We start from the raw sequence: 12,427 nt of genomic DNA, 5'->3' as shown, positions 1-12,427 counted from the left end.
AGGTATTTGTCTCCTATTTTCAACAATTATGAGCATTCCTAAAAACCAAAAGCTATATACTTTTAAATCCCTTTGAATTAAAAACACAAATGCCTATAACAACATACAATCCCAAAGGGCTGAAATCTCGAAAGCTTCTATAAATCATGACAACCATCATTGATTTTCAAATAAATCTGCACTAACTATGCCCAAATATTAGCACAGGGAAAATCTTATCAAATGCTTACTTTTGAGATTTAAATTAATGTCATGCTGATTTTAGGAATTGCCGGAGGTACAGGTTGTGGAAAAACCACCGTTGTAAATCAAATAGTAGATGAATTGCCCGAAAATGAAGTGGGGGTAATATCCCAAGATTCCTACTACAACGATCTTTCCCATTTAACAAAAGAAGAACGGAGCAAGGTAAACTTTGATCACCCAAATTCCATAGACTTTGATTTGTTGATTTCGCATCTTCAACAATTAAAGGATGGTAGGTCTATCGACAAACCCATTTACTCTTTTGTTGAAGAAACACGCTTGGATGAAACTATTTTAACACCACCCAGAAAAGTAATGATAGTTGAAGGCATTTTGGTTTTGAGCAATCCCCAACTAAGAGAAATGTTCGATATAAAAATCTATGTTCACGCAGATTCCGATGAACGTTTAATCCGACGACTTCAGCGTGATATTAAGGAACGTGGACATGACCTAGAAAAGGTATTGACAAGATATCAAACTGCTGTAAAGCCTATGCATCAACAATTTATAGAACCTTCTAAAGAGTTTGCGGATATTATTATTCCAAACAACCATTACAACACCGTTGCGGTGGATATGGTGAGAACCATAATAAATGATAGATTAGGATAAAATGGGGTTAAAAAAACTTAAAGATAAAAAATGGTTTAAGGTCATGACCAATATGTACATACTGGTACTTACCATTTTTGTAATCTGGATGGCATTTTTTGACACCAACTCCCTGATGATTCATCTGGAACTCAGAAAAGAAGTTAAAAAATTGGAAAAACAGAAAGAGTTTTTACAAGGTGAAATCAAAAAGGACAAGAAAATTCTTGAAAAGCTATCTAGCAAAGAGGAATTGGAAAAGTTCGCACGCGAAAAATACTATATGAAAAAAGAGAATGAGGAGATTTTTCTGATTGAATATGAGGACAGTCTAAAGACTAAAAATAATGAGTAATCAAGGTTTGTTTGACGAGTTTCCCGAAGTTTCTGCAAAACAATGGAAACAAAAAATCCAATTTGATTTAAAAGGAGCAGATTACAATGAAACCTTACTTTGGGAATCCTTGGAAGGCATTAAAGTAAAACCCTTTTACCATGCTGAAGACCTAGAGAGCTTAAAAACATTTCATCTTGCCAAAGAACATCACTGGAAAATTGCCCAATCTATTTATGTCGGGGACTCAAAATTGGCGAATAACAAAGCTCTGGATTGTTTAAAAAGAGGAGCTCAAAGCATCTTATTTACTATTCCCGATAACGGTGTCAATTTTAAGGACCTTCTGTTGAACATTAATTTAGAACAGGCTGCGCTCCATTTCAATTTCAAACTTTTGGAATCTGAACAAATTGAGAGTTTGTTGAAGTTTTTAGATGGAAAAAAGCACAACATCCATCTGAATATTGATTTAATAGGCAATTTAGCCCGCACTGGAAATTGGTTCCACTCCCTTGAAAAAGACCATTCACAGTTAGAGAAAATCTGTAGTTCAACATCCACACAAAAAGAAATCAATACCATAGGTGTAGATATTTCCCTATACCAAAATGCAGGTGCCAACATGGTACAACAATTGGCTTACGGTTTGGCACATGCCAATGAATATCTAAATCATTTTGCCAATCTTCATGCAAGTGATGCTGAAAATCATATTCCAGTGACTTTCAAGGTCTCGGTCGGAAGCAACTACTTCTTTGAAATAGCCAAATTAAGAGCTTTGCGATGGCTTTGGAAAAGTTTGGCTCAAGTGTACGGAATCAAAAGTGATTGCCATATTCTTGCAATGCCTACAAAAAGGAACAAAACACTATACGACTATAATGTAAATATGCTCAGAACCACATCGGAATGCATGTCAAGTATCCTTGGAGGAGCAGATACCGTTTGCAACCTATCGTATGATGCCATCTACCATAAAGACAATGAATTTGGTGAACGCATAGCACGGAATCAGTTAGTACTTCTAAAAGAGGAAAGCTATTTTGATCAAGCTTCCCAAGCAGCCGAAGGCAATTACTATGTCGAATCCCTGACGAACCAATTGGCGGAAAAAGCACTCGCATTGTTCAAACAAATTGAATCTTCAGGAGGCTTTTTAAGCGAATTGAAAAATGGAACCATCCAACGGAAAATTAAAGAGAGTGCATTAAAAGAAAAGGAATTTTTTGACAAAAAGGAACTTACCCTTATAGGCACTAATCAGCATCAAAATGGTCTAGATAAGATGAAAGATGACTTAGAGCTATACCCTTTTGTCAAAATCAAACCCAGAAAAACGGTTATAGAACCCATTATAGAGAGCCGGTTAGCCGAAGAATTGGAACAAAAAAGACTTAGCGATGAGTAGAAAGAGCATTCAAAATCTTGGCTTGTCTTCAGTAAAGGAATTCAGCAAAACAGCAACCTCAAAAAATGAGCAGCTCAACTTTGCCGCTGGCATTTCACCTTTTCTACGTGGTCCATATTCCACTATGTACGTTCGAAGACCATGGACCATAAGGCAGTATGCAGGGTTCTCTACGGCAGAAGAAAGTAATGCGTTCTATAGAAGAAATCTAGAGGCTGGTCAAAAAGGACTTTCCGTAGCTTTTGACCTTCCAACGCATAGGGGTTATGATAGTGATAATGACCGAGTGGTCGGTGATGTGGGAAAAGCAGGAGTAGCCATCGATTCTGTTGAAGATATGAAGGTCTTGTTCGACGGAATTCCATTGGACAAAATGTCCGTTTCCATGACCATGAACGGGGCAGTTCTCCCCATCATGGCATTTTACATTGTTGCTGCGGAGGAACAAGGTGTGCCCATGGAAAAGCTGTCTGGAACCATTCAGAATGATATTCTTAAAGAATTTATGGTTCGTAACACCTATATCTATCCACCTGCACCCTCTATGCAGTTAGTGGCGGATATCTTTGAATTTACCAGTATAAAAATGCCAAAGTTCAATAGTATTAGTATCTCAGGCTATCATATGCACGAAGCTGGGGCACCTGCAGCATTAGAGCTGGCCTATACCCTTGCTGATGGCATTGAATACATTAGAACAGGCATAAAAGCAGGGTTAAAAATTGATGATTTCGCGCCACGCCTTTCCTTTTTCTGGGGAATAGGAATGAATCATTTTACAGAAATTGCAAAAATGCGTGCTGGGCGTATGCTTTGGGCCAAATTGGTTAAGACTTTTAACCCAAAAAATGAAAAATCGTTAATGCTTCGCACACATAGTCAGACCAGTGGATGGAGTTTAACAGAACAAGATCCTTTTAACAATGTAGCTCGCACCACAATTGAAGCCATGGCTGCTGCTTTTGGAGGCACTCAAAGTTTACACACCAATGCGTTGGACGAAGCCATTGCCCTACCTACAGATTTCTCTGCCAGAATTGCACGGAATACCCAACTTTTTCTACAACAAGAAACCCATATTACCAAAACAGTTGATCCATGGGCAGGCAGCCATGTAGTGGAAAATCTTACCGCTGAAATAGCCTCAGAAGCATGGAAACTCATACAGGAAGTAGAAAAATTAGGAGGAATGACCAAGGCGATAGAAGCTGGGATTCCAAAAATGCGGATTGAAGAAGCTGCCGCTAAGAAACAAGCCCGTATTGATAGTGGGCAAGATACCATCCTCGGGGTGAATAAATACCAGCTTGAAGATGAGGATGAGCTTCAAATACTAGAAGTGGACAATGCCAAAGTACGCAAACAACAAATAGCACAGCTTCAAGAAATCAAATCCACCAGAGACGAGGAAAAAGTGCAAAAAACACTTGCACAAATCACAAAGGCTTCCAATAAAGTAATGGAAAACAGTGAAGAGAGAGAAAATTTATTAGCTTTAGCTGTGGAGGCGGCAAAAGCGCGTGCAACACTCGGGGAAATCAGTAATGCAATGGAAGATGCATTTGGGCGCTACCGAGCAAAAATACAATCATTTACAGGAGTGTATTCCAAAGAAATAAAAAACGATAAAAGCTTTGAAAAAGCCAAAAAAATGGCTGATGATTTTGCTTTGGCCGAAGGTAGAAGACCACGTATTATGATTGCCAAAATGGGGCAAGATGGTCATGATCGTGGTGCCAAAGTAGTTGCCACTGGATACGCCGACCTTGGCTTTGATGTAGACATAGGACCTTTATTTCAAACCCCTTCTGAAGTAGCAAAACAGGCCGTTGAAAACGACGTTCATGTTTTGGGAATATCCTCTTTGGCAGGTGGTCATAAAACCTTGGTTCCAGAGGTTATAAAAGAATTACAAAACTACGGAAGACAGGATATCATGGTCATCGTAGGTGGTGTAATTCCTAAACAAGATTATGAACACCTGCTGCATCATGGTGCAGTAGCTGTCTTTGGACCGGGAACAAAAATCAGCAATGCAGCCATCGAAATCTTAAAGATTTTGATGGACTAACCTATCTTAATACTCTAGTAATTATAACTTTAACTTTCTTTAACGTGCAATGTTAAGGTTATTCACTTAGTGTTAACAAAATACATTTTTTAGCGTCCTAAATAATCGTATTTTTAGCACCTAACTTACTATGAAATGGGCAAGATTATTGCTATTGCAAATCAGAAGGGTGGCGTAGGTAAAACAACAACGACAGTAAACTTGGCTGCCTCGCTTGGTGTACTTGAAAAAAAGGTATTGTTGATAGATGCTGACCCACAGGCCAATGCGACATCTGGCTTAGGTATTGATGTAGACGGTGTTGAGCAGGGAACCTATCAGTTATTGGAACATACAAAGGCAGTTGATGAAGTTATTGTTCAAACCGATTCTCCAAATGTAGATTTGATTCCCGCACATATTGACCTTGTGGCCATCGAAATTGAATTGGTGGATAAGGACAATAGGGAATACATGTTGAAGGAAGCCCTCAGAGATTTGGGAGATCGATATGATTTCATATTAATTGATTGCGCTCCCTCTTTAGGATTATTGACTTTGAATGCGCTTACGGCAGCAGATTCAGTAATGATTCCAATTCAATGTGAATATTTTGCATTGGAAGGTCTTGGGAAACTATTGAATACCATTAAAAGCGTGCAAAAAATACACAATAACGATTTGGATATTGAAGGCATGTTGTTGACCATGTATGATTCAAGGTTACGCCTTTCCAATCAAGTTGTTGAAGAAGTGAAGAAACACTTTGCGGACATGGTATTCGATACTATTATACAAAGAAATGTTAGGCTAAGTGAAGCACCCAGCTATGGAGAAAGTATCATAAAATATGATGCCAGCAGTAAAGGAGCTACTAATTATTTGAACTTGGCCAACGAGGTGTTGAAGAAAAATAAGGAGACCGTTTAAATGGCGAAAGCAACCAAAAAACAGGCTTTAGGAAGAGGCCTGTCCGCTCTATTAAAAGATCCCGAAAATGATATCCAATCTGTTTCGGACAAAAACGCGGATAAGGTCATTGGAAATGTAGTGGAACTGGATATTGACTCTATTGAAGTGAATCCCTTTCAGCCACGTTCCAATTTTAATGATGATGCCCTGAAGGAACTTGCAAGCTCTATTCGAGAGTTGGGTATTATTCAGCCCATCACCGTAAGAAAGCTCGATTTCAACAAATTCCAGCTTGTTTCTGGGGAACGAAGGTTTCGTGCTTCCAAGCTAGTTGGATTAAAAACCATTCCCTCTTATATTAGAATTGCCAATGACCAAGAATCCTTGGAGATGGCATTGGTCGAGAATATTCAAAGACAAGATCTTGATCCCATTGAAATTGCACTTTCCTACCAACGCTTGATTGATGAGGTTAAGGTCACTCAAGAAAAATTAAGTGATAGGGTTGGCAAAAAACGATCTACCATCACCAATTATTTACGCCTTTTAAAATTGCATCCCATTATACAAACTGGAATGCGAGATGGTTTTGTAAGCATGGGGCATGGAAGGGCGCTCATCAATATTGAAAAGAAGAAAGACCAAATCAATATTTATGAAAAAATAGTTTCTGACGGTTTATCTGTACGTGAAACGGAGCAGTTGGTCAAAGCGTATAAAGAATCAAAGAATGAAGGAAGTCCCAAGGCAAAACAAGCTTCATCAAAAGAAGTCCCCAACTTTGTTTCTAAAGGTATCGACGCTCTAAAACAGCACTTATCAGCCAAAGTGGACATTACTACTTCGCAAAATGGAAAGGGTAAAATTGTGATTCCTTTTCATTCCAAAGAAGAATTTCAGCGTTTAAGAAAATTACTTACAGGTGACTAAAAACCTCTTTTTTCTGTTCTTCTCTTTCTTGGCTATAAACTTTGGGTTCTCTCAAGATGAAGAAGTACAACCACATCCTGCCGAGATTGACTCCTTAGCCCAAGATTTGGAAGGCAAGGGCATTACCATTGAGGAAGTCACCTATGAAAAGAAAAGGATAAATCCGCTTGCACCAAGCAAGGCTGCCTTCTATTCTGCAATACTTCCCGGACTGGGCCAAATCTATAACAAACGCTATTGGAAGGTTCCTATAGTTTGGGGTGCCATTGGAACCGGGATTTATGTATACTCTTTTAACAATACAGAATATAATGCCGCAAGAGATGCCTTTAAAAGGAGGCGTGCTGGGTTTTTAGATGATGAGTTCTTTGATATAAATGGAGATGGAAATGGCCCCGATATTTCATTGGAAGCACTCCAGGATGCCCAAGAAGCCAGACAACGTGATCGGGATTTATCACTTTTGATCACCATTGCCCTCTACGCATTAAATATTATAGACGCCAACGTTGATGCACACCTTAAACAGTACAATGTTGATGATGACCTGGCAATTGACTTTCAACCCTATTTAGATCTTAATCCTTTGACCAACAAACCAAACTATGGTATGGCTCTGGTTGTAAAATTTTAGTATATGAATATTGGTTTGTTTGGCTATGGAAAAATGGGTAGGATGATAGAGCAAATTGCTTTAGAACGCGGTCATACGATTGTTGCCAAAGTGGATGTAAATACTACGGATGTGAATTACAACGGGATGGATGTTGCCATAGATTTTAGCACTCCAGATTCTGCGTTTCATAACATTACCAGCTGTTTTGAACATGGAGTTCCCATTATTTCTGGCACTACCGGATGGCTTTCAGACTATGATAAGGCAGTAAGCTTCTGTAATGAGAAGAATGGAGCCTTTATTTATGCTTCAAACTTCAGTTTAGGGGTAAATGTTTTTTTTGAATTGAATTCCTATCTGGCCAAAATAATGTCTGGTCTAAATCAGTATGGTGTTACTATGGAAGAGATTCATCATACACAAAAACTGGATGCACCAAGCGGTACGGCCATCACATTGGCAGAAGATATTATTGAAAATACTGATTACGTAGCTTGGAATTCAGAAAAGGAAAACGAAAGAACTATCCCAATTACATCAAAACGGGAAGGAACTGTTCCTGGCACCCATACCATCTCTTATGAAAGTAAGGTAGACGATATTGAAATCAAGCATACTGCACATAATCGTGAAGGCTTCGCTTTAGGTGCGGTAATTGCAGCAGAATGGATTAAGGGAAAATCGGGGGTGTTTTCTATGAAAGATGTGTTAAATCTGAGATAAAAAAAGTAACAACAATATAGACTTGTAGTCTTACAAATAAACTTTTATATGAACGGTACACAATGGATCATCTTTATCTTGATCATTCAGGTTATTCATTTTTTAGGAACCTGGAAACTTTATGTAAAAGCCGGTAGAAAAGCATGGGAAGCCGCCATTCCAATATACAATGGTGTCGTTTTAATGAAAATAATCAATAGACCATGGTGGTGGGTATTGCTTTTGTTTATCCCCATCATTAATCTGCTTATGTTTCCCGTAGTTTGGGTTGAAACCATACGAAGTTTTGGAAAAAACAAGTTGACAGATACTTGGGCTGTAATCCTAACCCTTGGATTTTATATCTATTATATAAATTACGCTGAGGATGTAAAATACATTGAAGACCGAGATTTAAAACCTAGAACTGGTCTTGGAGAATGGGTAAGTTCTATAGTTTTTGCCATTGTTGCTGCAACTTTTGTGCATACCTATTTCATTCAACCCTATGTAATCCCAACAGGTTCTTTGGAACGCACCTTAAGAATTGGGGATTTCCTATTTGTTAGCAAATTCCATTATGGCGCAAGAGTTCCCATGACCACTTTGGCAGCTCCTATGGTGCACGACACACTTCCTGGGCTTAAAAAACGATCTTATATCGCGGATGTGGACCCTGCCACTTACAAAACGTCATGGAAGAACAAATTGCAATTGCCGTACATGCGCTTGCCAGGTTTCAACACGGTAAAAAAGAATGATATCGTTGTTTTTAGTTTACCGTCGGATACCTTATATCAATTTTTTAGAGCAGAAAAGGCGGTAAAAAAACCTATCGATAAAAAATCAAACTACGTAAAAAGATGTGTAGGAACGCCAGGGGATTCTCTTGCGGTAATAGATGGCTTTGTTCATATTAATGGAAAGAAACTTCAACTCTCCGATAGAGCTAAAGTGATGTACGATTACACGATTTATGGTCAAAATGGAGTTTCTAGCAGACTATTGGCAGAAGTGGATGCCACAGATTACATCAGAAAATATATTGCAGGGAACATAAGTCAAGAGCAGTATAATGCCCTATCAGGTTTTGTTTTGGGCGCCAATAGAACCCCGGATGGAAAGGTTGAATTGATTACAAGGGAAAAAGGGATTCCAACAGAAGTTATAAGACAATTAAGGCTATCGTTAACCGAAGAAAAACCACGGTCAAGAACGGCTAACCTAACCGATGAAATGGTAGCTAGGTTAAAAGACGAACAAAGTATAGATTCAGTCGTTATGACCAATGAAGGGCGAGGTGTTTACGGCGGAGCTTATCCACAAAAACCAAACTTTTATCCTTGGAACAACGACAATTTTGGTCCTATTTACCTTCCAGAAGAAGGAGCAACGGTTGAAATCGATTACAAGACCATTCCTTTGTACAAGAAAATCATTAGAGATTATGAGTACAATGACGTAAAAGTCACTGGAGAAAAGGTTTATATCAACGGAGAGGAAGCTAACTCCTATACCTTTAAACAAGATTATTATTGGATGATGGGTGATAATCGTGATCATTCTGAGGATAGTAGAACCTGGGGATATGTTCCTGCCAACCATATTGTGGGCAAGCCCGTTTTCTTATGGCTTAGCTTTGACAATTTCAAAGAAGGCCTTGTTAACTGGCGTCCTCGTTGGGATAGAATCTTTACCACTGTTGGTGGTAGCGGAGAACCTGTTTCCTATCTCAAGTATTTTCTAATGCTACTTGGAGGATGGTTTGTGTTTGACTTTTTTAGAAAACGAAGAAAAAAGAATTCTTGAATTTAATAGTTCATCCCGCTTATTTTCCAAATATTGCCACATTTTCGGTGCTAGCGCAACATACCGTTATATGGGAAGCCCATGATAATTTTCAGAAGCAGACCTATAGAAACCGTTGTTATATCTGCACGGATCAAGGAAAACATATGCTCAACATACCCATAAAGCATGTTGGTGGAAAAGAAGGGCGACAAAAATATCGAGATGTTGAGATAGACCACACTTACAATTGGCAAAAGCAACATTGGCGTACCTTGGAAACAGCATACCGTACCTCCCCTTTTTTTGAGTTCTACGAAGATGACCTGAGACCTTTGTTTGAAAAAAGAGAAAAATTCCTTTTCGATTTTAACTTAAAGACCATACAAACCACATTTGATTGTCTTGGTATTCCCATGCCTATCGAGCGAACCAAAATGTTCGAGATGTCCACTAGCAATGATATGGATGCTAGGTTTTTGGTGGAAGCCAAAAAACCGCTATCATTTACCCCGGCAGGTTATTCCCAGGTTTTTGAAGAACGCCATGGTTTTATACCTGATCTAAGCATATTGGATCTTCTATTTAATGAAGGCACTAATACACTGGATTACTTAAAATCGCAATCCTTATCTTTTGTAGATGTTTAGGTTTGTACTTCATTATGGAATACATTTTATTGTCCCGATTTTAATTGCCTTTCTTTTTTTTAAAGAACATAGACTAAAAATTGCGTTGATTCTTTTGGCAGGAATGCTTATTGATATAGATCATCTTTTAGCCGAACCGATATTTGACCCTAATCGGTGTAGTATCAATTTTCACCCTCTACACAGCTATTGGGCTATTGTAGTGTATTGTATTTTGCCTTTCTTTAAACCAACTCGACTAATAGGGTTGGCTTTAATTATTCATATCATTGCTGATATAACTGATTGCTTGTTAATCTGATTTGAGTCTTAATGTTGCCATTACAGGATAGTGGTCGGATAGCTTTTCATCAAAATTTTCATGGGAAATCACCTCAAATTCAGGATCGGAAAGGATATAATCTATTCTTATAGGAAATCCCAGCAAATTGTATGACCTCCCAAAGCCTTTTCCTTTTTCAAGAAAAGTGTCATTGAAATCTCCTTTGATAGTCTTATAGACGTTTGAAAATTGAGTATTGTTGAAGTCTCCACATATTAAATTAGTATAGGGACTGGTCTCCAAATGCTTTTTAAAGATTATTGCCTGCTCCAATTGTTGCGCAAAAGTCTTAATGAGTCGCTTATAATTACGTTCTGACTCTTCCTCTGAAAATGTTTCAGATGAGGGCACAATATTAAAAGATTGCAGATGTACATTATAAACACGTATGGTATCGTTCCTGTAAAGGATATCCGCATATATGATATTATTGATGGTTTCAGGTAAATCAAGAGACCCTCTTCTCACAATGCGATACTTTGAAAAAATGGCTTGAGTGGTTCTTGGCACAGAATAAGGGGTTTCACTTCGATATGGATATTGTCTTAGTTGTTGATATCGTATTCTGCTATGCTCTTGAATACAAACAATATCTGGATCTTCTTTCTTAATAAAATCAATGATTCGGTCCCCTATGTTGGGCTCCTTTATCCATCCGTTTTTGTTAAATCCCCATGTGTTATAGCTCATTATACTTAAATCGGAATCCAGAACATTCTCTGTAGTATTTCCAATTTTATAAAATGAGCCAAAAATCAAATAGCCAATTACCAAAACTACAAGTGAAAGCAGAAACTTTCGTTTTCGTTTTAACAGCCAATACACCAAAAAAAGAAAATTCAGAAGAAAAAGAAAGGGGACGAATAGACTTAATAAAGAGAGCGCAGGAATAATCTGGATGGTCAAAAAAGAGAACACGCTAGCAACAAGCAGTAAACTTGCAACTAATAGATTAGCTATATAAATCCCACGATTTATTAAAGGTGAGGTTTTCTTCACGTTTTACTCCTCTTTTCCCGCCTTAAACAAAAAATCCTTTTCTGCCTTGGACAAACTCTCGTAGCCCGACTTGCTTATTTTGTCCAAAATAGTATCTATTTTACGCTGATGTGCCTCTTTATCATAATCAACCGCACTTTTTCTTTTAGAGCTATTTTTTTTATACACTGTTTTTAGGGGTGCTTTTTTTTCTTTGAACTTAAAAAACTCCAAAATAGCACTTCTAAATTTCGTGAAACCTGCACCAATATCCTTTCCGTTTAAGAGTTGTCGTGCATAGACATAACCCAATAACGCTCCTCCAAGATGTGCTAGCCTACCTCCTACATTTCCGCCATAATTAATCTGAATTAAATCGACTAAAACAAAGAACACGCCCACATGCCAAAGCTTAACATTAAAGAAGATAACACGTACTTCTTGGTTTGGGATATACGCGCAAACAAAAATTAATACTGCTGTTACCCCAGCCGATGCCCCTATTAAAGCGGTATTGGTGTTCAGCAAGGTTGGAAAAACATTATAGCTCAACAGGAAGACTATCCCACCTAAAATAACCCCAAGAAAATATACATTAATAAAGCGTTGGTTATCAAAAAGGTTTAGGAAAATCCTACCAGCAAAATACAGCATGATCATATTCCAAAAGATATGACCTAGACCAGCATGAAAAAAAGAATAAGTGACCAACGACCATGGTTGTCCAAAAAATTCCATTAAATCCTTTGGCAAATGAAACCAATCTGCTACCGAAGTCCCAAAAAGTGCCGATGAGAGTCCATCGAGAATAAGCACAAGCACATTTAGCGCAATAAGCTTCTCAGCAATATTAAGACGAGCAAAATTATATTGAAGTCCACCAGTAGCCATATC

Annotated in this window: 13 protein-coding genes; 11 read left to right on the top strand and 2 right to left on the bottom strand. The window is 38.1% G+C overall.

The features are described 5' to 3' along the window. Positions 1-252: 252 nt before the first annotated feature. The 11 genes from udk to FVB32_RS17825 all read left to right on the top strand — a co-directional run bounded on the left by udk (position 253) and on the right by FVB32_RS17825 (position 10,534). Complete coding sequence (gene udk / locus FVB32_RS11400; protein WP_147743923.1) at positions 253-861, top strand: uridine kinase; 609 nt, start codon at positions 253-255, stop codon at positions 859-861. Between the two features lies 1 nt (position 862). Next, entirely contained in the window at positions 863-1,195 is a 333-nt protein-coding gene (locus FVB32_RS11395; protein ID WP_147743922.1) for an FtsB family cell division protein, read from the top strand. Further along, a complete protein-coding gene (locus FVB32_RS11390) occupies positions 1,188-2,585 on the top strand; it encodes a methylmalonyl-CoA mutase subunit beta (RefSeq protein ID WP_147743921.1) in 1,398 nt (465 codons plus the stop codon). The genes FVB32_RS11395 and FVB32_RS11390 overlap by 8 nt, the downstream gene beginning before the upstream one ends. Continuing rightward, entirely contained in the window at positions 2,578-4,656 is a 2,079-nt protein-coding gene (scpA, locus tag FVB32_RS11385; RefSeq protein ID WP_147743920.1) for a methylmalonyl-CoA mutase, read from the top strand. The genes FVB32_RS11390 and scpA overlap by 8 nt, the downstream gene beginning before the upstream one ends. 135 nt (positions 4,657-4,791) lie before the next feature. After that, the gene (locus FVB32_RS11380; protein WP_147743919.1) at positions 4,792-5,565 is read left to right on the top strand and encodes a ParA family protein; all 774 of its coding nucleotides are present in this window, start codon (positions 4,792-4,794) and stop codon (positions 5,563-5,565) included. Next, entirely contained in the window at positions 5,566-6,477 is a 912-nt protein-coding gene (locus tag FVB32_RS11375; RefSeq protein ID WP_147743918.1) for a ParB/RepB/Spo0J family partition protein, read from the top strand. It abuts the gene before it with no gap. Next, on the top strand, positions 6,470-7,111 hold the full coding sequence (locus FVB32_RS11370; RefSeq protein ID WP_246139875.1) for a DUF5683 domain-containing protein: 642 nt from the start codon (positions 6,470-6,472) through the stop codon (positions 7,109-7,111). The genes FVB32_RS11375 and FVB32_RS11370 overlap by 8 nt, the downstream gene beginning before the upstream one ends. Positions 7,112-7,114: 3 nt before the next feature. Beyond that, the gene (dapB, locus tag FVB32_RS11365; RefSeq protein ID WP_147743917.1) at positions 7,115-7,816 is read left to right on the top strand and encodes a 4-hydroxy-tetrahydrodipicolinate reductase; all 702 of its coding nucleotides are present in this window, start codon (positions 7,115-7,117) and stop codon (positions 7,814-7,816) included. Positions 7,817-7,864: 48 nt separating this feature from the next. Beyond that, entirely contained in the window at positions 7,865-9,604 is a 1,740-nt protein-coding gene (gene lepB / locus FVB32_RS11360; protein ID WP_147743916.1) for a signal peptidase I, read from the top strand. After that, the gene (locus FVB32_RS11355) at positions 9,601-10,233 is read left to right on the top strand and encodes a WbqC family protein (RefSeq protein WP_147743915.1); all 633 of its coding nucleotides are present in this window, start codon (positions 9,601-9,603) and stop codon (positions 10,231-10,233) included. The genes lepB and FVB32_RS11355 overlap by 4 nt, the downstream gene beginning before the upstream one ends. After that, a complete protein-coding gene (locus tag FVB32_RS17825) occupies positions 10,226-10,534 on the top strand; it encodes a DUF6122 family protein (protein WP_147743914.1) in 309 nt (102 codons plus the stop codon). The genes FVB32_RS11355 and FVB32_RS17825 overlap by 8 nt, the downstream gene beginning before the upstream one ends. Here FVB32_RS17825 and FVB32_RS11345 read toward each other — a convergent pair. Further along, a complete protein-coding gene (locus FVB32_RS11345; protein ID WP_147743913.1) occupies positions 10,526-11,554 on the bottom strand; it encodes an endonuclease/exonuclease/phosphatase family protein in 1,029 nt (342 codons plus the stop codon). The two genes, FVB32_RS17825 and FVB32_RS11345, sit on opposite strands and share 9 nt — an antisense overlap. 3 nt (positions 11,555-11,557) lie before the next feature. Next, on the bottom strand, positions 11,558-12,424 hold the full coding sequence (locus tag FVB32_RS11340) for a rhomboid family intramembrane serine protease (protein ID WP_147743912.1): 867 nt from the start codon (positions 12,422-12,424) through the stop codon (positions 11,558-11,560). Positions 12,425-12,427 lie beyond the last annotated feature (3 nt).

It is taken from the genome of Flagellimonas hymeniacidonis (assembly GCF_008040165.1).
GTDB classification, from domain to species: Bacteria; Bacteroidota; Bacteroidia; order Flavobacteriales; family Flavobacteriaceae; genus Flagellimonas; species Flagellimonas hymeniacidonis.
The sequence above is the reverse complement of the archived record's forward strand: the minus strand, read 5'-3'. Positions and strand labels throughout refer to the sequence as shown.

Excerpts from the sequence above, each read along its gene's own strand:
- udk (WP_147743923.1), top strand. The coding sequence starts at position 253 with ATGCTGATTTTAGGAATTGCCGGAGGTACAGGTTGTGGAAAAACCACC.
- FVB32_RS11395 (WP_147743922.1), top strand. The coding sequence starts at position 863 with ATGGGGTTAAAAAAACTTAAAGATAAAAAATGGTTTAAGGTCATGACC.
- FVB32_RS11390 (WP_147743921.1), top strand. The coding sequence starts at position 1,188 with ATGAGTAATCAAGGTTTGTTTGACGAGTTTCCCGAAGTTTCTGCAAAA.
- scpA (WP_147743920.1), top strand. The coding sequence starts at position 2,578 with ATGAGTAGAAAGAGCATTCAAAATCTTGGCTTGTCTTCAGTAAAGGAA.
- FVB32_RS11380 (WP_147743919.1), top strand. The coding sequence starts at position 4,792 with ATGGGCAAGATTATTGCTATTGCAAATCAGAAGGGTGGCGTAGGTAAA.
- FVB32_RS11375 (WP_147743918.1), top strand. The coding sequence starts at position 5,566 with ATGGCGAAAGCAACCAAAAAACAGGCTTTAGGAAGAGGCCTGTCCGCT.
- dapB (WP_147743917.1), top strand. The coding sequence starts at position 7,115 with ATGAATATTGGTTTGTTTGGCTATGGAAAAATGGGTAGGATGATAGAG.
- lepB (WP_147743916.1), top strand. The coding sequence starts at position 7,865 with ATGAACGGTACACAATGGATCATCTTTATCTTGATCATTCAGGTTATT.
- FVB32_RS17825 (WP_147743914.1), top strand. The coding sequence starts at position 10,226 with ATGTTTAGGTTTGTACTTCATTATGGAATACATTTTATTGTCCCGATT.
- FVB32_RS11340 (WP_147743912.1), bottom strand. The coding sequence starts at position 12,424 with ATGGCTACTGGTGGACTTCAATATAATTTTGCTCGTCTTAATATTGCT.